This is a genomic window from Streptococcus sp. 4094 (assembly GCF_013277125.1).
GTDB lineage: Bacteria > Bacillota > Bacilli > Lactobacillales > Streptococcaceae > Streptococcus.
In genome coordinates, this window is record NZ_VMMI01000005.1 from 26,953 (window position 1) to 52,060 (window position 25,108).

The following is a 25,108-nucleotide window of genomic DNA, read 5'->3' on the forward strand; positions in this document are numbered from 1 at the left end:
CTTTATTCTACTTCACAGAAGGTTCATTGGTTGATTTTCCAATTCTCGGTACAACTTAGCGCGTTTTTCACTGGCATCAATATTTAAGACAAAGGCCACTGCCACTGACAAGACTAGAAGACTATTTCCACCCTGGGATAGGAAGGGAAAGGTTACTCCTGTAGATGGAATCAAGCCCGAAATCCCTCCGATATTGACAAATACCTGAACCAACATCATCCCTCCGACACCGAGTGCAACCATGGCATTGAAAGGATTCTCCGCTCGGATACCGACCAAGATAATCCGCAAAATCATGAAAAACAAGAGAGCTAAAATAAGACTGGCACCAACAAAGCCAAATTCTTCAATCACGATAGAAAAGACAAAGTCTGTATGAGCTTCTGGTAAATAACCTCGTTTTTCAATCGAGTTTCCAAGACCTAGACCAAACCAACCGCCATTGACCATGGCAAAATAAGAATTAGATAACTGGTGACCTGCATCAGCACGATCGGCAAAAGGATTAAAAAAGGCACTAAAGCGCTTGGCCACATAGCCAAATACTGGAATTTTTGAAAAGGTCTCAACACCGATTAGGCTGATAGTGGTCAAGACAAAGACAGAAGCGGCAGATACGAGCACCAGAATGGTTGAAAACCAGCGATAAGCGATTCCACTAACTGTATACATAATCAAGGAAACCAAGACTAAAATAGTCGCATTCCCTAAATCAGGGAAAATTCCCAAACTTCCAATCAGAACTAGGAGAACGAATCGCCAATCATTAAAAGCACGGGGAAGCCATTGATTTTGAGTCAAAACTTGAAAATCATAAATAGCTATTTCTTCTTGCTGTTTGGAGAATCGGTGAGCCAAATACCAAATAATAATGATTTTTAAGTACTCAGCTGGCTGAATAGTTACTCCTGCAACTGAAATCCAACCGTATGCCCCGTTTACGGAAATACCAATAAAACGAGCCAAGAACAATAAAAGCATTTCTATCAATATAACTAAAATGATTAGTCGCTCATTTCTCAAAAAATCTAGTCTCAATTTATAAATTAAGGCAATCAGTATCAAACTAACAATCCAAAAGATTCCTTGGTTTCGAACCAATTGCAAGGCGCTCTTGCCTTCTTCAATTAAAATAGCGCTAGTGGTCGAATAGACCACAATCAAGCCCAAAATAGATAAAAGCAAGTAGGGAATCAAGATGGAATAATTTAATAAGTGCCTCTTACTAATCTTCATAGTATCACCACTCTACTAGGATACAGACAAATCTGTTCCAAATTCCGTTTTATTTTCTAGTTTTGATTGCTATTATACCATTTTTTCAGAAAGAAAAAAACTCTTACCTTACAATCCTTCGAATTTTACTGTTTTTACAGAATTAAGGCAGAATTTGAAATCGTAAAACCATTTTGAATAAGAGTTGCTTCAATCCATTGACTCCGACGAATTAAGTTGCTTTCGTGAATGACAAAATCAGCCGCAATTTGTTCATAAGTGCGCTATTCTCGCATGTATTGAATAGTTACCTTGAGGAGATCGTCTAGGCTTAATTTGAGTTTTCGTACACCTTTTGCGCGTTTACGTTGATAAGCTGTTTTTAACACAGATAACATCTCTTCAAAAGTCGTGCGCTGAACACCTACAAGTCTCTTAAAACGGCTATCGCTTAATTGTTTACTTGCTTCATCATTCATAGTTTTATTGTATTGTATTTTTGTTTCGCAGAAAGTCTATCATCCCTTTCGTTCCAAGGTTTTTACGCTTTTAGCAACAAAGCTACACATTCGACGTACAAGGTAGTCTAAACTTACCTTATAAAAATCTGCAAGTTTGATAAGGTCATCTATAGAGATTAATCTGGTACCTGATTCCATTTTAGAATAAGCTGATCTTGTGCAATTTAAGACTATTTTTGCAACATATTCTTGTGTCAAATCAGTATCCTCACGTAAATCTCTAATCCTTTTCAACATCTAATGTCTCCTAAAATAAGTATAGTATAGTTGATTTCTTATTTTAGGAAATATGACAAATTGGCACACGAAAGTCTTTTATACATACTTATTAGGAAAGTGTTTACTCTATATGTATCTCTTTTTCCTTGTTAGATTTCATATTTTTTGATTTCTTGTAGTTCTTTATTGTACGATTAAACATTTCAAATGTATTTACAGCTTCTCTATGTTGCTCCTTCAGTTTTTCAATTCTTCCTTTATAGAAATATAAGTTCTTCTCTATTATATCTACTGAAATTTTTCCTTGAATACTATTTTCTAAATTTCCATAACTATTTCTCGCATCATTCAACAATACTTCTTCTAAATTAGTTAAATCATCAATTTTATTTTGGACTTGTTCAATCAAATTCTCTAGATATGATATTTGGGCAATGAAATCATGTGTTATATCTTCAAAATCATTCGGACTATTTTCCGCAGATATAAGAAAATCTAATTGTTCTATTTTTTCTTTAATTTTGCTAAGAGGAATTCTTCTATACATATACTGTGGTTCATACTGAAGATTAAATTGTCTAATCAAAGTTTTACCTTTCATAAAGCGATTTTTTTCTGCTGAATCTTTATGGTATACATAGTAAGAACTAGTTTCTCTGAGAAATACTTTAACTTTTTCTTCTTCCATATTGATTTGAATATTTGGTACAAAAATAAGTCCTTCTTGTCGGATGCCGAACTGTACCTTAATGTACATTCCATCGTCTACTACTTCTTCTATTTGATTAAGATTCAACTCTACCTCAAACTCATGAACTGCATCCGTATTTCTCTTGAAATCTTGATAGGATTTCCATACCACCTCTTCTGTCGGCAACTCTTTTTCTTTAATTAGCTTTTCCTTATTGTAAAGTTCAACTAAATTTTTATTATCTAAGACAACAGTTTCATTTTTGTTATTAAAATAGTCTTGAAAATAACTAACACTATACCGATTCGTTTTTACCAATTCCTGCTCTGAAATCTTAATCTCATCAAATTCAAATTGAACATGTTTTTCTTTCGGTATTATTTTTAATCCAAAAAATTCTGCTCGTTGAATCAATTAATTCATATTCTTCATTTTCGGAAGTAAAAATTCTAAGATGTTTATGATTTCCCTTTGAACAAACTTTTTCTTAAAATAAGTTTCATTATAAGGTTGTTTTCTACTCAATTTACTATCACGTACGACTTGTTTCATATTTGAATCAGTCATAAAAAAAGTAACATGCTTGTGTCTAAAATCAATTTTTAAATGTAAAGCTTTTGCTTTATTCTTGAAATCTTCAAAATTTTTCGAGTTCTCGATTAGAAAATATACTCGTTGTTTTATTTCATATTTGTAATTTGTTTTGCGATAAACTTCATACTGACGATGCGAATAACGATTTTCTATAATTTTTGCCCCTGCAATTTTTGAAAGACGATCAGAAACCATTCGTAGATTATGTTCTGCCTTATAATCCCATAGAAACTTTTTATCAGAATTCTGATCAATTGAATTTAGGATGATGTGATTGTGGATATGATCTTTATCGACATGAGTTGCTACAATAAAACGAAATCTACCTCCTGTCAACTCTTTAACTGTCTCCTGACCAATCCGATTGATTTGTTCAGGAGTGAGGTGGTCATCTGGAAAAAAGGACTGAATGATGTGATGAGAATGAATTTTTCGTTGTTTTACTTCTTGCCTATCATGACGAAATTCATAAAGAATATCATTACTTAAAAAATTATCATTGTACATCTTCACTAGTTCTTTATAACTAGGAAAATCTAAATAATTTCTCATACCAAAATCTGAAACTAGTGTTAGATTTTTTGTTTTACTTGGATTCAAAATATATTTGATTAGTTTACTACGATAATTTTTTCCATGAATCGCAAAGTGTTTAGTGATGACCATAAAATTTCCTCAATTTTTCAGATTGAATAAGAAAATCTTTCTCCACTTCTACTATTAACTCTTCTATACCTTTTCTCAACTCATTTAATTCAACTTCCGTTATTAAATTCGAATAATTTATGCTTCTGGCTATTTGATTAATATTATTTCCGATTCGTTTTAATTCAAAAATCAAATCTTGATAACTATTTGTATCAATGGTGATAAAATTCATACCAGGATCTAGTAGAGTTCGTCTAGCATATTCTGAGAATGATAAGCAGTTGCTTTTTGAGATATTTTCATTCAATTTGACTAATTCTAGGTCAGATAAAAAGACTTTTTTTAAATTTGTTCTATATCGGTGCTCCACTAAACTACCTCATGTATTTGTTACGAAAATCTTCACTAAAAGGACTTGTTTTTTCTACCTCGTTAATTAATTCCTGAATACAAGTTAACAAAATAGAAACATGTTCTTGAGTAACCTGATGATTTATTTTAGCAATTATGAATACTTCATGAACATCACGGCTAATTTGTTCCAACTTTTGTTTTTTCCAAAGGTTGAACCATTTTTCCATCTGTTTTTGTCCATCAGACAATAGTAAGCTTTTACGAAGAAAATCAGAAAAATTATCCTCTCCTTTCTCTCTCATTAAATCTAGTATTTGTTTTTCTTCCGTTTCTGTTAAGCGAAATTGTTTCCGAATACTACGTATATCTCTTTTCATATGACTTTTCCTCCTTTATTGATACCTGTACTTACAATGTAAGCTTACAGACACTGTCAGTACATTTTTCAAAACAGCTTCAACATTTTTGTAAGGCTTTGCGAGCTCAGATATTGTGTCCACAATATCCCAAAAATCATATCGCCAGCTGACTAAAACCTTCCAGTTTTGACAGCTAACGATAAGATAACTTGGTGACTCTGCCCCCAAACCCCCAGAGAAAAATCTTAGTTGGATTTTTTAAAGTTGAAAAAAGTATATCAGAGGGAATTTGGAAAAGTTATCACAGGAGAATGAGAGGATGAAAAAAGAGCCTTTCGGCTCTTAAAAAGTTGAACTTATCTCAATAGCAGAATTATCTACAAGGATTGTTTATTACATCCTCTTAGCTATATTGAACTCATCTAATCGTTCTCTTTTGTCTTTGGCATTCTGTATATACTGACTATAATCTTCTTTGAAATCGCTCAAACTTACTAAAGAAATATAAGAATCGTGCTCATTATCATAAAGATCATTACATGGATTTTTCTTATAAGCCGACTTAATATTTAGCATGTTCTTTCTAGCTAAATTATCAAAATATTTCAAAGACCTACACGACTTAGTCTGCTGATAATGCTGACAATAATGAGTACTATCATCTAGTACCTTATCTTTAGCTTCATCAGTATAAACAGCTATGACACCATTTGTTCTGTTATTTTTTCTATCCTCTAAAGAATACCTTAGTTCATCATAAAGCCAATCATCATAATTTCCAATCCAATTCTTTCTATAAGAAACAGCCTCTGGAGTTAATAATACAATTGTAACCGATGTATCTTTTAACTTCTCATATAGGTATTCCTGAATAATGTTCTCACTCATTTGACTTCTATCAACATCTTCTGATCTATTAATTACCTCAGTAGATTCATCAAATAAATCAACTAGTTCATCTTTAATCTCTTTTCCATCACTAAAACGGAACGAAATAAATATTTTGGTTGCCATTATCGTACCTCATTGACAATTTTATCAATCGTGGAAAAAACTTTAGTGAAATCCTTTTCAGTCTCCAAAGTTTCCCAGTAATTATCTAAATAACTATATTCTCCTGATTGTTTCATCTCATCAAAAATTTCTTTTGCAGCAAATCCAGTAGAGGCAATCGGAATGATTATCTTTCCTTTTTCTTTAGCTATTTGAAATTCCTCCATCATCCCTGAAGCAAGTTCTACCTTACCATCAACTAGCTTGTTACCAAATAAAAATATACACACCCCTGACTCACTAATCATTTGTTCACGGTTCTCGGTCCAACGTTCTTTTAACGATTTCTCTCCATTGGCATTTTGTGGAAAAGGAAACAAACCAAGGTGTTCAGCCACATGTCTATATTTAGTTTTATAAATTTGGTCCAGCGCACCGTTAATAACACTGCTTCCTATCCCCAGTCCAAACCCTGATATTATTTTATAATCTTTTGAAATAAGAAAACTAGATAAATCATAGCAGTATTGATTTACCTTTTCTTCACTCCAATTCTCATTATAATCTGATATACTACCTGAAATGAAGATTGTATTTTTTAAGTACTCCTCCTCAATTTTTTGTATCAAGTCAGATATTTCAGAATAATCATCTACTAGAACGGTCTCTATTCCATATCTCTGTAAATCTTTGATTTTTAAATCTTGTTTTATTTTAGCGTAATTATATCCCTCGATGTCTGCGTCATAGTCTCTCTCTAACACTTGTTTTTGAATACAATAATGTTCTCTCTTATTATCTCCCAGCAGGACATTTACCTTCCCCAGAATAGATTCTAAATTAGGATCTTCAAAACCAAAACCTACAAATAAAAATGTTTTAGAAACTAAGTCACCTCGTAAAGCTGTTACAAATAAAGAGTTTTTATCACTATATCTTTCATAATCATCTTTTGAAATAACTGCATCATTAGGCGAATCTACATCACCATGCATCTTATAAACAATGGCATCGCTATCACGAATACTAATTGCTAAATCATCTATCTTTCTCTTTATATCTCCTCTACGATTGTTTTTCTTTAAACCGTTTTCAATTACGTTATCATAGTTTGTCGTCCAATATGTAGAAATGGGTAGTCTTGTTAGTAAATTCGTTACTTTTGTTTCTGCTTCTTGACTAGAAAATTGATAAACTATTTCCTGATTTACAGAACCTCGATTTCCCATTTTAGAATTGATATAATATTGAGTCAATCCCACTAAATCTGACTCTTTATCAATATCTAAATCAATCTCATCCGCAAATGGCTTTACGAGCTTTTTCCAGTTAACAAATCCTGCGTCAACTGATGTTCCTGCGCCAGCAAAAACTGCCGCATTGCTATCTTGAACAGCTTTCGTAAATTTTTTAATAAATTGCTCTTTCCTCATCTTGAATCCTTCTATTATTTTTTATTCTCTTTCCATTTAGTAAATGGAATATCTGACTGTCCATGATTTTTAACCATAAAATCTTCAGAAAAAAGTAATTTTGGATATTTAAAGTAGAACTTTGGAATAATTGATTTATTTATTTTTTCTGAAAAATAGATACATATTTTCTTTCCAATTGCATCTGCATATCCCAATTCCCAAGCACACCACTGAGAATTAAGTGTCTTACTTGAAAAGTACAAAACAAATACATCCGATTGTTTTATACGCTCTTTGATAATATCGACTGTTGAAGTATTACACCATTCTCGTTTCAGATCGTATTTATCATTAACCCAGTCAATATATATGACTTGGCCATTTTTGTTTAGTTTTTTATAAAAGGTTATTATTTTTGCTTCATCTTGAGAGTTATGTGAAAGAAAGATATCAAATTTTTTTATCTTTTCTAGATCATCAATATATAGCCTCTTCTTCAATTCTTCTGGTCCTTTCCTATTTGTTACTATTTCATTATCAATAAAATTCGTTTTTCCTTTCTTTTTTCTACTCAATTTAAATGGTAAAGATAAGCTTTGAAAGTATGACTGAACTTCTTTTTTTAGCGATTGATTTCTTGTATGACCATTTATCGCATAGAAAAAATTATGGACTTTCTTCGAATCATACTTTGAAAGTTCTCTAATAATCTCTAATCTTTCATGTAAATCATGTGTTCTGAAAAATCTTTTACGATAATGATTTAGATACGGTGGATCTATTTCTTGGATATAATCTAATACTTTTTTTCTTTTTATAGATTGTAACTTTAATTTCGCTAAAGATTTTTTGCGAATTTCATCTACTTGATTCTTTCTTTCCTCATTACTTAAAAAATTTTTCCTTGTTCGTTTCCTTATATGTTTAGATGTCTCAAGAATAAAATCATAAATCTCTAAAGATATTCTTTTACGCCGAATTTTAACTAAATTCTTTTTAATAATACATTTACCATACCAATAATTTCTTTCCTTTTCCAGCTTAGAAATTTTGTCAGGAAACATATAAGTAAATTTATCAACATAGTCCTTGCTAGAAAATTTTTCTGGCATAGTCTCTATGACTATATTATGAGCCGGTTTAAACTCTTTTTGCAATTTTATATAAAATTCATTGTATTGTCTCATTACTTTGCCCATATAATCTGCCACCTCATAATATATATGTACTGTTTTATAACTCCTCTACGGAAATTATTACAAATTCCCTTTTTTAATTTGATACTTTTTTGCAACAAGAGAAGCCAGTTGATAATCGTATCTTTCACTATCGTAATAGAAAAAATAAAAATCCTGATAACCATACCACACGTTTAATCTTGTTTCCTCTTCTAATAATTCACAGAACTCCGTTGAATATTTCTTATAAAACATTGAAGTCATTACTTTAAATTGATCTTCAAATATTATTCCTCTATTTTGAAACTCTGTAACAATCTCTTCAAATTCTTTATCTAATATATCTCTTAATTTCATAGTGTTCCCCCTCTTGCTATTTGGTATAACATAGAGCATGACTAATTAAAATTTTCTCAATTTATTTTCCCCAGTCTCAACATTTACTTCTTACCTTACTCCACTCACCGAACAGAAACTCTTTGAGCTTGATGCAATTAATAATTGTCTTTCTAGTTCGCTTTGTCTATGGAGGAAGATAGCTATTGGATTTTGCCTCATTCACTTTCCTTTCGTAAGTATGAAAATATTTAGACCTAAGGTACAGAAAAACTCATCCTCACTATAATCATATAAACTCATTAAGCTACCATTCACATTTCTGATGTTTTTTGCATGTACTCAATACCATCCAAGTAGCACCTGTAACGCTCAAGCTCTTCAAAAGTAGTCACTAGATAAATGTTGGTATTCACCATATCAGATAAGGCGTCACTCATTACAATCCAGTGATTGTCCCATCATTAAAGATGAGGTTCTGGCTATCTTGATAACAATAGTGATGAGTTAGGAAATTTGTTCAACGTTTCTTAACAATCTCCATTTTTAAAGTCAGTTTATTATCTTCCCACTAGATTTAGGTGAAATGCTTATAATTCGTGCAAATTCTGGACGTGTCAGGTCATGTGCCTTTCGTATGAATTTTATATTGTTTCTAATCATGGCATCTTCTTTTACTCGATAATACTATTATAACATTTAGAAATTTAAAAACAGATTCTAAATCAATAGAACGTATAATTCTAAAATTAGAATTTTTAGTGATAATTCTATAAAATGTTGCTTTTCTAATAAACTTGTACTTGTTTTCTTCAGACTATACAAATATCACATTGTTGTAAGTTTGTAAATAACTCAAAAGTATTAGATATAATTTTAAAACAGTGTTTTAAACCGTAGTTGGCCAATACTATAGTTTGTTATTTAATTCTAACTAAAAAAATCATTATGCAAATCAAACAACTAAAAATGAATTTATGGTATACTAATGATAATAAATTGTTATCGGTAGGAGACACAAATTTGTACTACTTCCCTCATATTGAAAAAATAGTATCTATAATCACTGATGAAATAAATGACGGCTTGTACGGTAATACTTTTGATAAATCTATTTCTATTGTTGGCGAAAGAGGATATGGAAAAACCTCAATCATATCGAAAATCTATGAATACTATCAAAATAAATCATATTCAATTTTTAAAATAAATCAAGATTTGATGACTTTTGAGAATTTTTTTGAGGAACTTAATTCAAAGAATTGGCCATCAAAATTCTCAAATACACTAAATGACTCAAGGCTAACTATAGGAATAGATTTGCCAATTGGTGAATTGGTAAAAGACTTATTATCCACTTTTAGAAAAAGTCATGCGTTTGAGACTGAATCTAATGAATATTATAAAAGCAAATTTAATATACTTTCAAAATTTCTCCAAAAGAACGAAGTAATTATCTTAGTAGATGACTTTGATAAGCAATCAGATGTTGTGAAACAATTTTTTTATAAATTATTAAATTATAAATCAAGTTCGATGTTTGACAATTTAACAATCATTTTTACAGCAACAAAAAGTATAAATAAAACGAAATCTCTGCACATCGAAAAACTTTCATTTGGAGATTTTCAACAAATTGTTAATACACAAAAAATTGATGATACCCAGCTAAAAAGTATATATAGCCTATTAAATGGGAACTTACATTTAGTAACGATTATTCAGCAACTGATACTAGGAAATAACATAGAAAAGATCAATATACAAAAATCACTTAAAGAAGAATTGCTGACGAAGCGTAACGGTGAAAATCTTTACTCTGTTCTTAGGAATATCTCATTAATTGATAAAACAAATATTAATAAAAATTTAGCAACTAATTTTTTAAATCAAATTCAACTAGAATCTTACTTGAATGATTGTATTAATGAAAATCTGTTGATCGAAACGACTGATTATTATAGTTTTGCTAGTGATTATGTCTTATATGCCCTAGAAGAATGGGAAGATACGGAACGTTATGAGTATAGTGTAATTATTTTAAGATGCTTTGATATTATTTATCCAGGAAATTATCATGACCGTCATCTCCTTGCTAGTAAATTAGGTCTCATAGAAGAATCAGAAATATCCCAAGTTCTAAATAATATATCTGACTTTAAGCGCTTAAATATATCTACCACAAAAGAAGATTCATTAAGAGAAAAAATTCAAGAACAATATGAATTAATTATTTCTGCTATTAACTATTTTATCTCAGGAAATTTTGAAGATGTTTTAAAATTAATAGAAAAAACTTCAGATTTTCATCCTTATTTAAAATTGGAAATCTTGGATATAAAATTTCAAACTCTATACAATCAATTTATTGATATAATTAGACAAAAAGAACTATTAACTGAAATTGAACTAGAAATTAATAGACTAGATGCTCAAGAAATCCACAAGGAATATTTATTAAAATTTTTAATTCTTAAAAAAAATATTTTATTAGAACTATCGCAATTAGAGAAAATTGATTCAGTGAATAAAAAAATTGAGGAAATTATCGCTCAATTTCCTCAAAATACTTATATAGGCTTATTGTATTATGCTCAAAAACTTAATAGCAATATGGAATATTCTGTTGAAATAGCAGAAAAAAGTCTACAGGAAGCCTATGACTATTTCAATACTCATAAATCTCAATATCCAAAACATTATATCGTAGCTACGATTAATTACCTCTCAAATCTATACTTGACACTGCAATATAGAACTGCTAATAGAATAGCAAAGCAGTTACTACAAGAATTAGAAGATGGTATTGTTCCATGTTATTCCTTTGGCAATATTATGTTGATCAACAACATTTCTTTGCTGGACTTTGTTAATAAAGATAGCATAAATGCAGAAATTCTTGAAAATATTCACCCAAATTCGCTACCAGATGTTGATTTAATCAAAAGTAATTTTGCTGTAATGTACTTTTTAAAAGGCGATTTAGAAACCAGTCTCCCCTTGATTAAGGAAGCATATTTTTCAATTAATCGCAATACCGATGTTGATAGTTATTATAAATACTATATTTATAATAACTATGCCTTTATAAACCTCTTTCTAGGAAACAAAGATTCAGCACTTGCAATCATTGAGGAATTATTGGGTTCTCTTCCTGATAGTCAAAGTAAAAATTATTTTAAGAAAAGAAATCAATTACTGTCCAAACAAATGAAACAGTTGGTTATTGAACTAGAACATAGGGAATTGGATGTTATTCAATATAATAGTTTTCTATTAAAATACTATCCTGAAGAAATTGGAATTATTTGGCAACATTGGGGGCAATTACTTTTACTTAGTCCATTAGAAATCTGGGAATAAGTTTCCAAGAAGTAACTTCATTATGATATCTAATGTATTTTCTTTATATATGCTATGCATAGACTTATAAAAAGAACTATGTTCAATATAATGAGGATAAGTATTGATATCAAAAATATAAGCTTTTCCTTGAGAATATCTGATATCAATTCTTCCGAATTTATCAAATCTTAGAAAAGAAACAGCTTCGGAGACTACTTGATTTAAAGTCGAAAGAATTTCTGAATCAGTTTCAATACTAAATGTATATTCATCGGTTAAAACATCATGAAAATCAAGGAAATCTTTCTGTTCATTATGATGAATACGAATAGGTGGCAATACGTGAATTTGCCCAGAATAATCCACGAAAAACGGAACTTCATATTCAACTCCTTCAATGAAACGCTGAACGATAAACTCCTGTTGATACGTCTCTACTCTTTTATCTAGTAAATCACAAGTCTCTTGATTTAAATGACATTTTGAAAGATGATCAACACCAATGCTACAGTAACCTGAATTAGGCTTAATAAATATCAGCTCCCCCTCTTGTGGCTTGCAATCAGCAAGCCATTTTTTTTGATATTGATACAGAAACGACTCCGGCATATCAAATCCGTAGTTACGTAATAAAATACTCCAGTGAAATTTATTACTTAATAATGCATTTATATATGGACTTGGCCCAATATGCTTAATACCATTGGTCTCACAAAATGCAGGGATAAGACTATCTCCAGCACATATTCCATTACTTTCTGTGTGTTCAAAAACAATGATATCACTCATTTTATCAGCATCTAGCGAGAGTAGTTTTGAAAATAGTGCATTAGTCTCAAAAAAGACTTCAGTGTAAATCCCTAGTGATTGAAAACACTTTAATACTTGCTCTAATTCAGATAAAGAAAAGAACTCTGAAAATCTATCCCCCTTCTCACCGCTATTAGTTAAATACTTAGTTGGACAGACTAAGAATATCTTTTTTTTATTGTCAATAATATAATATCGATATTTTTCTAGAGTGTTATTCACAAATTTTACCAAGTCATTCATGTATATTCGCACCCCTCTCTCCTACCGATAACAATTTATTATCGCTATACAAAGCACCTAAATAGGTTTATAATAGCATGATTATTGATAAAGGAGATTTTTATGGATTATAAACTTATTTCTACTTACTTAGATTATTGCAAAACTCATAAGCGTTTGAGTTCACACACGATTCGAGCTTATAAGAATGATCTTATGCAATTTTATAACTCAGACTATGATAATGTCGAATCCTATATAGAACAGTTGACACGATCTAACATAAAAACGAATACATTAAGAAGAAAAATTGCTTGTATGAAGGTGTTTTATAACTATCTAAAATACCAGAACATAATTGAAGAGAACCCCTTCAATCAATTGCGTTTTCAATTTAGAACTGAAAAAGTATTGCCTAAAACGATTCCGTATGACATTCTGAAAAGTATTTTTTTATATTTAGAGCAGAGAGTAGTTCTATCTAAAACTGATTATCAAAAACAACACGCTGAAAGAAATCTACTAATTATTTCACTTTTGCTTTCAACAGGCATCAGAATTTCTGAACTTTGCCACATTCATCTCAAAGATATTAATCTTTCCAATAAGACACTCCATATTATAGGAAAGGGTAAGAAAGAACGTATCCTATTTTTAGGAGATCAAAAAACATTCAATTTATTAGAAACATATATAAATAAAACAAGAAATGAATCAAATGATTTCTTGTTTCCAGGGAAATATCCACTTAAACCATTGTCAGAGCAAAGTGTACGTTTAGTTATAAAAAGAATCGTTGAACAAAATAACTTTTCTAGATCTATTACACCGCATATGTTTAGACATAGCTTTGCGACAATGCTTCTAGATAGTGATGTAGATATTCGATATATTCAACAAATTCTTGGACACAGTTCTATATCAATCACACAAATCTATACTCACGTATCTCATTCAAAACAAAAAGAAATACTTAGTTCTTTTAATCCTGTATCAGCGATTCATTCTGAAATCGAGTAAGAGACATTTCCAAAGTCTACAGTTCACTTCATCTTAAATTAATTTTTGTAGTTCGACTTTAGTTAATAGATTTTATACTCAACAAAAGTAACAAACATACAAAACCTCACTTTGAATCAGTATTTATACTATATTCCGTATTAAAACTCCATAATTGTTTTCTAAAATACTGTTTTCAAATATTCTTAAATATAATAAAAAAAGATTGATAAATGAACTTAATTACTGTAAAAGCGAATCAAATCCTCCCACAATAAAATAAATTGAGAAATCTATTTCCTACTTAGGTAAATTTCTCAATTTATTTACTTATTTTTATTTTGAAAATTTGGTAAAAAGATTATCTACATTGTTTCTCATAAATATCTAATGTGATCTATTTCCAGTAGATTACTATACTCTTATGATCTTATACTTCATTTTTAGTATTTAAATGACTACTTATTATAAAAATTCCAGTAATAAATAAGGCGATTCCTAAACGAACAAAGTTAATCGATTGTTCTTCTCCTGTTTGGGGTAAATTTTTTACTTCCGATTCTATTTTTTTAAAATTAGTTGATACTATAAAATCTGATTTATATTCATTAAATTTACTGTAAAGTAGTTCAGGATTCTCCTGATTTTTAACACCAACCACACTATCTTTAGAATTATCCTCTATATTTTCAATAGTCTTTCCAAAAGTATCTTGTGATTTAACTACAATCTTTTTCTGTAAATTTTCGTCAGATAGTGGAATATCTTTAGGGATTTGATTTGTAATTGTTTTAATTTTAACTGTATCCTCTTTAGTATCCATAGTTTGCATTGAATTCTCTGGATTTATAATATTTTTATTATCATTTTCAAATTCTCTTTTCGGCTTCTCATCAGTTTTTCCAAAATAGAGATAATCGTAAAGTTGTTGTGCAGTTATTCCTCCACCAACCCAACCAGAAATAGTTTTACCATTTTTAAAATAAATAATTGTTGGCGTTCCAGGAATACCGATTGTTTTAAAAATGAACTCTTTAGCAGAATCATCAAAATCCTCACCATCTATATCGTAATATTCTAACTTTTTATCAATCAGCATATTAAACTCTTTCAATACTCCAGAAAATTCACGACAATGATAACATGTCCCTCTTCCAAAATATAAAGTATGTTCCGAATCTTCTGAAGTGAATATCTGACGAACTTCAGCAATACTAATTTTATTAAAATCAGACACATTTGAAGCATATTCTTCATATGTAACTGATTTCATATCTTCAGTTTCTTTCTTAATAATTTCTTTCGTAGATTGCTGAACGTTACTTTCATTTTCTCTATCGCTAGACTTTTGTTCAGTTAAAGATTCTCCAGTGGTTTCTGTAACAGCTGGTTCTAAATTTAAAGCTGATGGCACTGTATCAGAAAATTTTGTTTCAGCACTTTCAGCCAAAACAAGATTCGGACTAATGGTAACTAACGCTACGGTACTAACTAATAAAGATTGTAATAAATACTTCTTCATAATGTGGCTCCTTTTTATTGATAATTTTATTTTACACATTTTAAAACTAAATTTTTAAGCAAATCCTAAAAGGTAGCTATATTATACTGAAATGGTATTTTTCGCTCTGCAGAATAGAAACATCATTTGCTTTCAAAATAATGATTAACACAATCATATTTATTTGTTTTAACTACCTCCTCTCTCATGCTACATAAACGTTCTATTCGTGTGTCCTTTTTTTATGAACAATAGTCACCATTTATATTTTCATACTACCATCCTATCAAACAAATAATCAATATATACAATTCTACTTTCAATTGTTCACCTTTCACTCCACTTCCATTATAGAATTTTCCTGACTACTATAGAATTGACTAACTTCTCATGATTCTTTATTAGCATGATGTCAGCTCTCAGCAGAACCTCACCTCAATAGATAAGTCGCACATCTTTTCTTGTACACTCTCGTGATTTAAATATATAGATTAGGTATACCTATTTGTGCTTCAGAGTGTAAAGCCACTTTATCCTCTAAACGTGTCTTACTATAACATTCCTGTTCTTTAAGCCACGATTTCGCTATGCCTTCTTCTTCCCGCTACCTCACGATAGTCAGGCTTGAGAATCGCTATTGGGTTCACCGGTAGCAGGTGCCCACCTAGGACTTACACCTCAGATATACGACATGCCCGTCGTACCTCAAAAAAGAAAGGACGAATTTCGTCCTTTCTCGATCTTAGATTTTCTTCAACTCACTACAGTTGACAATGAGCCAAAGGATAGCTAATAACCTATTGAAGTGTCAAACGTTGCTAACTCCATTGATCTTCAAATTTAAATAGGCACATTATCGGAGTTATCAGTAAGAAAAAATCTAACCAGTTCAAATAATTCATAATATAGGATATAATACCAGCCATAACGAAAAGGTACAAAGCTGTACGATATCCTCTCTTTGGGTTTTTATCAGCCTTGGTGTTAAAAATAATGTACACACAACAAATTGCAATGAGTATAAGCTGAATCATAGTTTCCTCTAACATATTAACACTCATTCCTTTTTAAAACTATTTTGGTGGTCTCAATCCATAAGCTACAAAGCCACCTACTATAGCGCCTCCTGCTGCGCAAATAAAGTAAGCTTGGGGGCCTCCAGCAATACAAGATTGTCCTGCCTGAAATGCACCCGACAAGGCTCCTACAAGTACATCTCCTCCCAATCCACCTCCAGAAATATTACTTAATTCTTGATTATCTACTATTTTGTAATTATACATAATTTCTATTCCCTTCTATGGCCAAAGATTATCAGCAATTGCAGTAATAGAACCACCAATTTTAGCTCCAGCCCAAGCACAGCCAGCAGTCATAGCCCATGTGGAACCACCAGTAAGGAGTCCTCCTACCCCACACATAGCAACTCCGATACCTGCTCCATAGACAGCTCCTTTTCCTACTGTTCCCCAATCAGTTCCTCCCTCAATGCTAGCCAGCATTTCAGTATCCAAAACATCAAATTGAGTCGTTGTTTTTGTTTCCATGAGGAATACCTCCGTATTAATATTAATTATTTTTGTCGGATTGCAATCTTGACAAGTTTAGTATACCAGAGAAAACACGAGTTTTACCGTAAAGTCTTTAAATGTACGATTTTCATCACGAAACGTATTTTTTTCATAATTTGTAACCATTCATGATTAAAAATATGCCGTTAAAAATGGTGTTAACTAATTTTCAAAATCAAAAATACCATTCAAGATATTATATGAGCCATTTAAGATTTGAACAATTTTTCTACCTATTTTTTGTCATAATAGTCTTGTAAATAAAAAGAAAGGATTTGACAAATGACATCTTACAAACGAACCTTTGTCCCTCAAATAGACGCTAGGGACTGTGGAGTTGCCGCTTTAGCGTCTATTGCCAAGTTTTATGGTTCTGACTATTCCTTAGCTCATTTGCGAGAACTAGCTAAAACAAATAAAGAAGGAACGACCGCTCTTGGTATCGTCAAAGCAGCCAAAGAAATGAGTTTTGAAACAAGAGCCATTCAAGCGGATATGAGCCTCTTTGAAATGGAAGACATACCTTATCCTTTTATCGTTCATGTTAATAAAGAGGGCAAACTACAACACTACTACGTTGTCTATAAAAATATAAAAGACCATCTTATCATTGGTGATTCTGCTCCTAATGTCAAAGTAACAAAAATGACCAAGGAGAGATTTGCTTCTGAATGGACAGGTGTAGCTATCTTTCTGGCTCCAGCTCCCAGCTATAAACCTCATAAGGATAAAAAAAACGGATTGATGAGCTTTCTCCCCTTAATTTTCAGGCAACGTTCACTTATTTTTTATATCGTGTTATCTAGTCTCTTGGTGACTCTTATCAATATTGGCGGCTCTTACTACCTTCAAGGGATTTTAGATGAATACATTCCTAATCAGATGAAATCAACCCTAGGTATTATCTCCATTGGCCTGATTATCACCTATATCCTGCAACAGATGATGAGTTTCTCACGAGATTACCTCTTAACTGTACTTAGTCAGCGATTAAGTATTGATGTTATTCTTTCTTACATTCGCCACATTTTTGAACTCCCCATGTCTTTCTTTGCGACACGGCGAACTGGTGAGGTCATCTCTCGTTTTACAGATGCCAATTCAATCATTGACGCTCTAGCTTCGATGATTTTGTCACTCTTCCTTGATGTCTCTATCTTGATCATTATTGGTAGTGTACTCTTGGTACAAAACACCAACCTCTTCCTTATTTCACTGATTTCAGTTCCTATTTATATCATCATTATTTTTGCTTTTATGAAGCCCTTTGAGAAGATGAATAATGATGTTATGCAGAGCAATTCCATGGTAAGCTCTGCTATTATTGAAGATATCAATGGTATAGAAACCATCAAATCCCTAACCAGTGAAGAAATTCGATACCAGACGATTGACAGTGAGTTTGTGGATTATTTGGACAAATCTTTTAAACTTAGTAAATATTCTATCCTACAAAGCAGCCTTAAACAGGGAGCTCAACTCATCCTGAATATTGTTATCTTGTGGTTTGGTGCTCAGATAGTTATGACAGGTAAAATTTCCATTGGACAATTGATTACGTTTAACACACTCTTATCTTACTTTACTAATCCCTTGGAAAATATCATCAACATCCAAACAAAACTTCAGTCTGCAAAGGTAGCCAACAATCGTCTTAATGAAGTTTACTTAGTCGAATCTGAATTCAAAAAAACTCAGACCTTAACTGATTCGCAGTTTCTGGCTGGTGATATTTGTTTTGAAGACATTTCATATAAATATGGTTTTGGACGCGACACCCTAAATAACATAAATCTAACTATCAAACAAGGTGATAAGGTCAGTATAGTAGGAATTAGTGGATCAGGGAAAACGACCTTGGCTAAAATGATTGTCAACTTCTTTGAACCTTACAAGGGACGAATCACTATTAACAAAAATGATCTCAAAATGATTGATAAAAAGGTTCTTCGACAACATATCAACTACCTCCCTCAACAAGCTTATATTTTTAGTGGATCAATTTTAGAAAACCTGACCTTGGGAGCTAATCAAATGATTGGTCAAGAAGATATTATCAAAGCTTGTGAGATAGCAGAAATTCGTCAAGACATCGAACAAATGCCTATGGGATATCAAACAGAACTATCAGATGGAGCTGGTTTATCAGGTGGTCAAAAACAACGGATTGCTTTGGCTAGAGCATTACTGACTAAAGCTCCTGTTCTTATTCTTGATGAAGCAACTAGCGGACTTGATGTTTTAACTGAAAAAAAGGTTATTGAAAATTTGATGGCCATGACTGACAAGACCATCATCTTTGTTGCCCATCGTCTTAGTATATCTGAACGAACTAATCAAGTCATTGTCCTTAATCAAGGGAAAGTTATAGAGACTGGTTCTCATCAAGAATTGATGACCAAACAAGGTTTCTATTATCATCTATTTAGCAAATAAGGAGACTTATCATGAACCCAAAGCTATTTAAAAGTGCAGAATTTTATCAGCGCCGCTACCATAATTTTGCGACACTCTTAATTGTCCCATTAGTCCTATTACTAAGTTTCTTGCTTATCTTCTCTTTATTTGCCCAAAAAGAAGTCACCGTCATATCGAGAGGAGAGATTACACCAACTCAAGTCATCGCTTCAATCCAATCAACTAGCAATAACACCATAACAACTAATAATCTGTCCAATAACCAATCGGTCAAAAAAGATGACGTCGTTATCAAATACTCTGAAACAATGGAGAAATCCCAAAAACAAGCTCTTGAAACACGGCTAGCTACCCTAAATCGGCAAAAAGCTGGAATCGAGACTCTCAAAGCAAGTCTGTCACAAGGAAATAACCTCTTTACAGGAGAAGATGAGTTCGGTTATATTAATACCTTTAACAACTTTATTAGCCAATCTCAAGATATAGAGTTAGGCATCTCTAAAACCAATGCAGAGGTTAATAATCAACTAGCTTTAGCAGGAAATACCGCCACTGCTATAGAGAAACAAATCAATAATATCTACAAACAAATAACAGAGTATGAGGAACTTAGTCAAGCTATCACTAATAAAAGTTCGAGTTTGTCGGCTAGCAATCCACACAAAGATACTTTAAATTCCTACTTAGTCCAATCCCAGAAACAATCTCAGCAAGGATTAGCTGATCAATATCTTTCTCAAATTAATCAGAGTATCTCAAGTCTAAAATCCTCTATCGCTAGTCTTAATATTCAACGAGCAGGTACAGGAAGTGTTGCGACTTATGATAGTAGTTTAGGAACCAAGGTAGAAGTCCTACGAACCCAATTTCAACAATCGGCATCTCAACAGCTGACGACTGTTGAAACACAAATCACAGAGCTGACAGCTCAACTTGGGCAAGCAAATGTTAACTTTGAACACAACACTATTAAAGCCCCAGGTACAGGAATCATTCATTTAAATAGTGAATTTGATGGAAAAACTCTAATTCCAAACGGTAGTGAAATCGCCCAAATTTACCCCAATATTCAAGAAACTAAAGAGGTACTTATTACTTACTATGTCACTTCTGAGTATGTCCCTTTACTTAAAGAAGAACAGATCGCACGTCTTAAACTAGAAAAAATCGGAAATCAAAGTATCACAATAATTGGGAAAATCCATTCTATTGATAGAACAGCAACAAAAACTGAACAAGGAAATCTTTTTAAAGTGACTGCACTAGCCCAACTACCAGATAAAGACAGTAACATCATACAATATGGTTTACAAGGCCAAGTAACGAGTATCATTGATAAAAAAACTTACTTTAATTACTATAAAGATAAAATCCTCAATCACTTATAGATAACACTTTATGATTATATAGATACCTTTTGGGATTTTCAAAAAAATTTTTAAATATATTATTTTATAATTAGTATATAAACGAAGGAGGTCTAAGAAATGGACAAAAAACAAATATCTCTAAAAAAATTTCCAACAATAAGTTCTGAAAACCTGTTAAAGATTTATGGAGGAAACCTCTGGAAGGATTTTGATAACCTTATACTTAAGATAAACAGAAACTCCCGATTTTTTAACTAGTCAAAGCTTTTATAAAAAACATTGTACATTATTTCATAATTGTCAACTGTAGTGATTTTTTTATCGGTAAACCTCTGTTGTGAGAACTCGTGGAATCTCTATAGATAACCTAGGCCAAAACTACTTCTAACTATCAAAAAACAAGCATTTCCATAGTTGGAGATGCTCGTTTTTTCATGTCATGTTTTATATTTTAAATAAAAAAACAATTAGAAAACCATGACAATGTATAAAGATTATAATGCAAATCAATTAAGTTTGGAAGTAAATTTTACCTATGATATTCCAGCAACTCACAAAGCTAGAATGATTAGCCTCTCTGTGGACAGTATCCCTAGCCAAATGTTATTGGAAGAAACCTCTCACACTGCTCGCCCTGACTTCCATCAAGCTATACTCATGAAGATGATCCTGTTCACTTATGCTCATCAAGTGTTCTCTGGACGTAAAATCGTTCAAATGAACGAGGAAGTGATTCCCATGAATGCTTGAACAAGGACTCCTGTATTAGCTGTAAAACGATCAATAACTACCGTTAAAATAAGATATTTTAGGTACAGATGAAAATTTATAAAATTTCAATAGTAATTATTGTCAAATACAATAATACTGATAAATTAAATTAATGAATCTTATAAATTTTATACAGAAACATATCATTTTTTACAGCATAAGATTTATGTGATAACCATATTCTAAAATCTAATTTCAAAACTAGAACTATTTCGTATTTAAATGTATATAAAGTCATAACAAAAGAGTCCCCCTTAAAATATTCTATAGAATATTTTAAAGGGGACTCTTTTAAAGTTCTATTTCCAAGATCTGTGTAAAGACATAATTTTTACTTGTGGTTTTCAAACATACATTTGGATAAGATTTTAAAATTCTCCGAACATTGGCCAATCCTATACCCCGACCTTCTCCTTTTGAAGAATTGCCACGCTTGAATATATCTCTCAATTCTATCTCTCTTTCTAAAGTAGAATTTTTTACAATCATGACTAATTTATTCCATTCTGTATCTTCAAGAAAACAAATTGCTATTCCTCCTTCTGCTGCGGACTCTATAGCATTATCTAACAAGATAGAAGTAATTGTTAAGAAGTCAATTTGTTCCATATTTTTTATAGAGAACTGTTCACTAATCTCCAGGGAAACTGGAATAGATAAGTTTTGGGCCTCCGATAACTTAGATAATAGTAAATTCTTTAGCGCCAAATCATTGATATTTCTTAGATGTGCTACATCAAAACGCTTGCCTTTTAATTTTTCACCAGAATTTTTCAAAACACTATCATAAACTTGAGAAACCAGATTAATATCTTTTTGATCTATACCTATTTTTAAGCTTGACAAAATATTAGCATAATCATGTCTGAAGCCTCTAATTTCTTGATACAACCCTTCAACTTGTTGACTATAATTGCTAAGATTTTGCAATTGAATGTCTTTTTGTAGAACGACTTTCTCCTGTAATTCTTGAAGTAATTTTCTATCCAATAGATTAACAAAACAAATAAACAATAAAAAGTAAACTGCTGTCAATAATTCTTTATAATCCAACATTCTATCCCAACTTACTTTATCACTGTAGTTTATATAAGGTGGTAAGATAAAATAGGCTAGCATTAAAATATCCGCAGTAATTAAAATAAATTTTGTCTTTCTATCCAAGTTCTTTATTTTTAAATGACTAAAATTATATCGAAAGAGACTAATAAGAAATAACACAATAATTTCAGCTAATAAAGAGAAAATCATTGTTCCTAGATTAGTTTCATATAGTCTATACAATATTGGAATCTTAGAAATTATAAAGTAACCTAAGAAATTTTTGATGACATCCCAAAATCCAAGTGGAAATAATGAGTAAAAAAGTAATAAAGAAACCTTACTTCTTAATTTACCAATAGACAAAGTATATAGGATAAAAAAGGTAGGATAAAGCAATAATGACCCAAGAAAGTAAAATTCAGTTGATTTAAATAAAACAATAAATAGTAATGTTAAAAGATGGAACAGAATAATGGACATTACTACTTTTTTCAGATTTAATCTCTCACCTACAACCCTAGCATGGATACATAACAATAGAAAAACACCTAAAATATTTAAAAAAAATATCATCTAAATCTCCTTAGTCATGAAGTCTTTCGATAGCTTTCATAAGTGGACGAATTTTTAATCTAGAGACAATACAAGAGGATCCGTTCTGAAAATGAACTATCCGGTTTTCTTTATCAATTAAAGATATATTATAAGGATTTACGATAAATGATCTATGACATTGAAACAAACGTGGTTCCTGTTTAAGAATATCTGACAATTGTCCATAAAATTCAACTATGTCTCGTTTTGAATAGAGAGTCAACTTATGAGCAATTGTTGATGTTTCAATATACAATAAATCTTTAAAAGGGACTTGAATTTGAGCTTTGGATCCTGTAAATATAAAAGAGTCCTCAGATACTGTTCTTCTTTGATTATCGCTAACACTTAAAATAACATTTTCAATTCGTTTGATAAATAATGGTTCAGGTAATTCTTTATCAATGAAATCAATAGCTGATACTAAATATTCAAAAGATACAGGCATAAACTCAGAATGTGATGTTACAAAAGCAATCACTGCTTGAGAATCAAGTTTTCTAATTTCTCTAGCAACGTCTAATCCTCTTTTGTCATCATCTTTTATTTCAATATCAAGTAAAAATAATTGATGATTTCCTCTCTCTGAAATGTCCTCTAAAAGCTGTTGAGGTTTTCCATAAACCTCAAAATGCCTATACTCAATCTTATTATCCACCAAAATTTTTTTGACAACATTTTCAATTCTAGTCTGTTGTAAAAAATTATCTTCTAGTATAAAAATATTCACTACTTCACTCCTATATATTTTTCCACTGATTTTTTAATATTGTAAAGTGTCTTCTAGAACAAGCGATGTCTGATACTCTATCATCCATAAACATAATCGTTCTTGTCTCATGATTAAATCCTGCTATTTTATCTTTATTCACAAGAAACTTTCTATGGCATCTAATAAGTTCTTCTGTACTTTCCTCTTCGATTTTAGCTAGTGAGGTTGAAGCTTCAAAATTCCCTTCTGCTGTTACAAAAAGAACAGCATGAGCTTTTGTTGGGTGAGTTGTAACATAATAAATTTTAGAGAGTGGTACCTTTACGATAGCTCTATCTTGATATAAAATATAGTCTTTCATATTTAGCCTCCTTCTATAAGTTTAATCTTATCAGAATGATGGAAATTAAATTATAAAAATCTCAAATGGTTTCTATACTATCTCAAATGGTAAAAATTTTCTTAATTTAGACATTTCAGGATAAAATAGATACTTTTTAGTATCTCAATAATATTAATCTTTCTTCATTTGATAAACTAATTTCTAATGAAAGGAAAGCTATGAAGGCAATTCAAATTTTACACTACTCTTTATTTGGCTATATTTTATCTCTGTATTTAAAATATTATTTCTTAAAGAAAACATTCAAAAATACAAAAATTTTACAAGGACATAAGATTAACTACAAATATAAATCTTCTACTTATTTTATCATAAAATCAGGGTCTCTAACATCTAAAAAAATGAAACTCTATTTAAAATCTATCCAATTTAGTTCAAAAAAATCAGAAGTTATCATCATAGGCAGTCAAATTGATTATGACGAGCTTTATCGAAACCACTATAGTGTGTTTGGTGTTATAGACATAACTAATAATAAATCATTAAAATATATTAAAGAAAAAATTCATTTTTACTTGGAAGAGATCTATGAATTTAAGCAGGATAAGAGTGATTAAGTCTATGAAATAAAGTTTTAAGTCTTATAACTTTATATCCGTAATCACCTATCCATTACATCATAGAATTTTTATTTCTTCCTCCACATGCTCAAGTTTGATAGCAAATTCTAGTTTCGTCTTAAAGTAGTCATATTTTCTTAGTCTTTTTTCTGAGTTATTGAAATTGATTGGAACTTTTGAGGCTGGGCAAAATCTCAATTCCTGAAGAAAATGGAGTAAATCCTCCAACAAGAAAACGCATAATTTCAAGTTTTTGAACACCTGA

At 31.1% G+C, this 25,108-nt stretch carries 20 protein-coding genes and 4 pseudogenes; 6 read left to right on the forward strand and 18 right to left on the reverse strand.

Annotation, left to right across the window (positions count from 1 at the left end; all coding sequences use genetic code 11):
- Positions 1-12 precede the first annotated feature (12 nt).
- The 11 genes and pseudogenes from HT721_RS00825 to HT721_RS00875 all read right to left on the reverse strand — a co-directional run bounded on the left by HT721_RS00825 (position 13) and on the right by HT721_RS00875 (position 9,186).
- Positions 13-1,236, reverse strand: coding sequence for an FtsW/RodA/SpoVE family cell cycle protein (locus HT721_RS00825; protein ID WP_173212843.1), 1,224 nt, complete (start codon positions 1,234-1,236; stop codon positions 13-15).
- A gap of 143 nt (positions 1,237-1,379) precedes the next feature.
- A pseudogene (locus tag HT721_RS00830) lies at positions 1,380-1,694 on the reverse strand (transposase family protein); the annotation flags it as partial.
- Positions 1,695-1,733: 39 nt separating this feature from the next.
- Positions 1,734-1,973 carry a helix-turn-helix transcriptional regulator gene (locus tag HT721_RS00835; RefSeq protein WP_173212845.1) on the reverse strand — a complete coding sequence of 80 codons (240 nt, stop codon included), beginning with the start codon at positions 1,971-1,973 and terminating at the stop codon, positions 1,734-1,736.
- Positions 1,974-2,076: 103 nt separating this feature from the next.
- Positions 2,077-3,906 (reverse strand): annotated as a pseudogene (locus HT721_RS00840) (SAG1250 family conjugative relaxase).
- Positions 3,893-4,258, reverse strand: coding sequence for a MobC family plasmid mobilization relaxosome protein (locus HT721_RS00845; protein ID WP_000401235.1), 366 nt, complete (start codon positions 4,256-4,258; stop codon positions 3,893-3,895). Before HT721_RS00845 ends, HT721_RS00840 begins: the two are co-directional and overlap by 14 nt.
- A gap of 4 nt (positions 4,259-4,262) precedes the next feature.
- Positions 4,263-4,619: an SAG1252 family conjugative relaxosome accessory protein gene (locus tag HT721_RS00850; RefSeq protein ID WP_173212847.1), complete on the reverse strand. Its 357-nt coding sequence runs from the start codon at positions 4,617-4,619 to the stop codon at positions 4,263-4,265.
- A 375-nt stretch (positions 4,620-4,994) separates the two neighbouring features.
- Positions 4,995-5,615, reverse strand: coding sequence for a TIR domain-containing protein (locus HT721_RS00855; RefSeq protein WP_173212849.1), 621 nt, complete (start codon positions 5,613-5,615; stop codon positions 4,995-4,997).
- The gene (locus HT721_RS00860) at positions 5,615-7,027 is read right to left on the reverse strand and encodes an SIR2 family protein (protein WP_173212851.1); all 1,413 of its coding nucleotides are present in this window, start codon (positions 7,025-7,027) and stop codon (positions 5,615-5,617) included. The genes HT721_RS00855 and HT721_RS00860 overlap by 1 nt, the downstream gene beginning before the upstream one ends.
- A gap of 14 nt (positions 7,028-7,041) precedes the next feature.
- Positions 7,042-8,208 (reverse strand): toll/interleukin-1 receptor domain-containing protein, encoded by a 1,167-nt coding sequence (locus tag HT721_RS00865; protein ID WP_173212854.1) that lies wholly within the window; start codon positions 8,206-8,208, stop codon positions 7,042-7,044.
- A 57-nt stretch (positions 8,209-8,265) separates the two neighbouring features.
- The gene (locus HT721_RS00870) at positions 8,266-8,544 is read right to left on the reverse strand and encodes a hypothetical protein (protein WP_173212856.1); all 279 of its coding nucleotides are present in this window, start codon (positions 8,542-8,544) and stop codon (positions 8,266-8,268) included.
- 293 nt (positions 8,545-8,837) lie between these two features.
- Positions 8,838-9,186, reverse strand: a pseudogene (locus tag HT721_RS00875) (XRE family transcriptional regulator).
- A gap of 285 nt (positions 9,187-9,471) precedes the next feature.
- Here HT721_RS00875 and HT721_RS00880 point away from each other — a divergent pair.
- The gene (locus tag HT721_RS00880; protein WP_173228705.1) at positions 9,472-11,886 is read left to right on the forward strand and encodes a hypothetical protein; all 2,415 of its coding nucleotides are present in this window, start codon (positions 9,472-9,474) and stop codon (positions 11,884-11,886) included.
- Here the strand turns inward: HT721_RS00880 and HT721_RS00885 are convergent.
- Positions 11,869-12,921, reverse strand: a complete 1,053-nt coding sequence (locus tag HT721_RS00885) for an ATP-grasp domain-containing protein (protein ID WP_173228707.1) — start codon at positions 12,919-12,921, stop codon at positions 11,869-11,871. The two genes, HT721_RS00880 and HT721_RS00885, sit on opposite strands and share 18 nt — an antisense overlap.
- Before the next feature lie 102 nt (positions 12,922-13,023).
- Between HT721_RS00885 and HT721_RS00890 the strand changes: the two genes are divergently transcribed.
- A complete protein-coding gene (locus HT721_RS00890; RefSeq protein WP_049532748.1) occupies positions 13,024-13,920 on the forward strand; it encodes a tyrosine-type recombinase/integrase in 897 nt (298 codons plus the stop codon).
- Positions 13,921-14,329: 409 nt separating this feature from the next.
- Here HT721_RS00890 and HT721_RS00895 read toward each other — a convergent pair whose 3' ends face one another.
- The 3 genes from HT721_RS00895 to HT721_RS00905 form a co-directional block, all read right to left on the reverse strand.
- The gene (locus HT721_RS00895; protein WP_173212403.1) at positions 14,330-15,421 is read right to left on the reverse strand and encodes a thioredoxin domain-containing protein; all 1,092 of its coding nucleotides are present in this window, start codon (positions 15,419-15,421) and stop codon (positions 14,330-14,332) included.
- Between the two features lie 1,052 nt (positions 15,422-16,473).
- A complete protein-coding gene (locus HT721_RS00900) occupies positions 16,474-16,683 on the reverse strand; it encodes a Blp family class II bacteriocin (protein WP_173212402.1) in 210 nt (69 codons plus the stop codon).
- 15 nt (positions 16,684-16,698) lie between these two features.
- Positions 16,699-16,947, reverse strand: a complete 249-nt coding sequence (locus HT721_RS00905; protein WP_173212401.1) for a Blp family class II bacteriocin — start codon at positions 16,945-16,947, stop codon at positions 16,699-16,701.
- Between the two features lie 306 nt (positions 16,948-17,253).
- Between HT721_RS00905 and HT721_RS00910 the strand changes: the two genes are divergently transcribed.
- The 3 genes and pseudogenes from HT721_RS00910 to HT721_RS00920 all read left to right on the forward strand — a co-directional run.
- A complete protein-coding gene (locus tag HT721_RS00910) occupies positions 17,254-19,407 on the forward strand; it encodes a peptide cleavage/export ABC transporter (protein ID WP_173212399.1) in 2,154 nt (717 codons plus the stop codon).
- A gap of 11 nt (positions 19,408-19,418) precedes the next feature.
- Positions 19,419-20,777: a bacteriocin secretion accessory protein gene (locus HT721_RS00915; protein ID WP_173212397.1), complete on the forward strand. Its 1,359-nt coding sequence runs from the start codon at positions 19,419-19,421 to the stop codon at positions 20,775-20,777.
- Between the two features lie 465 nt (positions 20,778-21,242).
- Positions 21,243-21,553 (forward strand): annotated as a pseudogene (locus tag HT721_RS00920) (IS5/IS1182 family transposase); the annotation flags it as partial.
- A gap of 268 nt (positions 21,554-21,821) precedes the next feature.
- Here HT721_RS00920 and HT721_RS00925 read toward each other — a convergent pair.
- The 3 genes from HT721_RS00925 to HT721_RS00935 are packed head-to-tail and all read right to left on the reverse strand — an operon-like array spanning position 21,822 to position 24,241.
- On the reverse strand, positions 21,822-23,147 hold the full coding sequence (locus HT721_RS00925) for a GHKL domain-containing protein (protein ID WP_173212395.1): 1,326 nt from the start codon (positions 23,145-23,147) through the stop codon (positions 21,822-21,824).
- A 10-nt stretch (positions 23,148-23,157) separates the two neighbouring features.
- Entirely contained in the window at positions 23,158-23,898 is a 741-nt protein-coding gene (locus HT721_RS00930; protein ID WP_140834654.1) for a response regulator transcription factor, read from the reverse strand.
- Between the two features lie 10 nt (positions 23,899-23,908).
- Positions 23,909-24,241 (reverse strand): LytTR family DNA-binding domain-containing protein, encoded by a 333-nt coding sequence (locus HT721_RS00935; RefSeq protein ID WP_000656277.1) that lies wholly within the window; start codon positions 24,239-24,241, stop codon positions 23,909-23,911.
- A 200-nt stretch (positions 24,242-24,441) separates the two neighbouring features.
- On the opposite strand from HT721_RS00935, the gene HT721_RS00940 reads away from it, so the two are divergent.
- Complete coding sequence (locus HT721_RS00940; RefSeq protein WP_173212393.1) at positions 24,442-24,840, forward strand: hypothetical protein; 399 nt, start codon at positions 24,442-24,444, stop codon at positions 24,838-24,840.
- Positions 24,841-25,108: the final 268 nt, after the last annotated feature.

What these genes read in the sequence shown, in the direction of transcription:
- HT721_RS00865 (WP_173212854.1), bottom strand. Translation starts at nt 8,208, where the DNA reads ATGGGCAAAGTAATGAGACAATACAATGAATTTTATATAAAATTGCAA.
- HT721_RS00860 (WP_173212851.1), bottom strand. Translation starts at nt 7,027, where the DNA reads ATGAGGAAAGAGCAATTTATTAAAAAATTTACGAAAGCTGTTCAAGAT.
- HT721_RS00915 (WP_173212397.1), top strand. Translation starts at nt 19,419, where the DNA reads ATGAACCCAAAGCTATTTAAAAGTGCAGAATTTTATCAGCGCCGCTAC.
- HT721_RS00935 (WP_000656277.1), bottom strand. Translation starts at nt 24,241, where the DNA reads ATGAAAGACTATATTTTATATCAAGATAGAGCTATCGTAAAGGTACCA.
- HT721_RS00880 (WP_173228705.1), top strand. Translation starts at nt 9,472, where the DNA reads ATGCAAATCAAACAACTAAAAATGAATTTATGGTATACTAATGATAAT.
- HT721_RS00905 (WP_173212401.1), bottom strand. Translation starts at nt 16,947, where the DNA reads ATGGAAACAAAAACAACGACTCAATTTGATGTTTTGGATACTGAAATG.
- HT721_RS00825 (WP_173212843.1), bottom strand. Translation starts at nt 1,236, where the DNA reads ATGAAGATTAGTAAGAGGCACTTATTAAATTATTCCATCTTGATTCCC.
- HT721_RS00940 (WP_173212393.1), top strand. Translation starts at nt 24,442, where the DNA reads ATGAAGGCAATTCAAATTTTACACTACTCTTTATTTGGCTATATTTTA.
- HT721_RS00850 (WP_173212847.1), bottom strand. Translation starts at nt 4,619, where the DNA reads ATGAAAAGAGATATACGTAGTATTCGGAAACAATTTCGCTTAACAGAA.
- HT721_RS00855 (WP_173212849.1), bottom strand. Translation starts at nt 5,615, where the DNA reads ATGGCAACCAAAATATTTATTTCGTTCCGTTTTAGTGATGGAAAAGAG.
- HT721_RS00900 (WP_173212402.1), bottom strand. Translation starts at nt 16,683, where the DNA reads ATGTATAATTACAAAATAGTAGATAATCAAGAATTAAGTAATATTTCT.
- HT721_RS00925 (WP_173212395.1), bottom strand. Translation starts at nt 23,147, where the DNA reads ATGATATTTTTTTTAAATATTTTAGGTGTTTTTCTATTGTTATGTATC.
- HT721_RS00835 (WP_173212845.1), bottom strand. Translation starts at nt 1,973, where the DNA reads ATGTTGAAAAGGATTAGAGATTTACGTGAGGATACTGATTTGACACAA.
- HT721_RS00910 (WP_173212399.1), top strand. Translation starts at nt 17,254, where the DNA reads ATGACATCTTACAAACGAACCTTTGTCCCTCAAATAGACGCTAGGGAC.
- HT721_RS00870 (WP_173212856.1), bottom strand. Translation starts at nt 8,544, where the DNA reads ATGAAATTAAGAGATATATTAGATAAAGAATTTGAAGAGATTGTTACA.
- HT721_RS00895 (WP_173212403.1), bottom strand. Translation starts at nt 15,421, where the DNA reads ATGAAGAAGTATTTATTACAATCTTTATTAGTTAGTACCGTAGCGTTA.
- HT721_RS00885 (WP_173228707.1), bottom strand. Translation starts at nt 12,921, where the DNA reads ATGAATGACTTGGTAAAATTTGTGAATAACACTCTAGAAAAATATCGA.
- HT721_RS00890 (WP_049532748.1), top strand. Translation starts at nt 13,024, where the DNA reads ATGGATTATAAACTTATTTCTACTTACTTAGATTATTGCAAAACTCAT.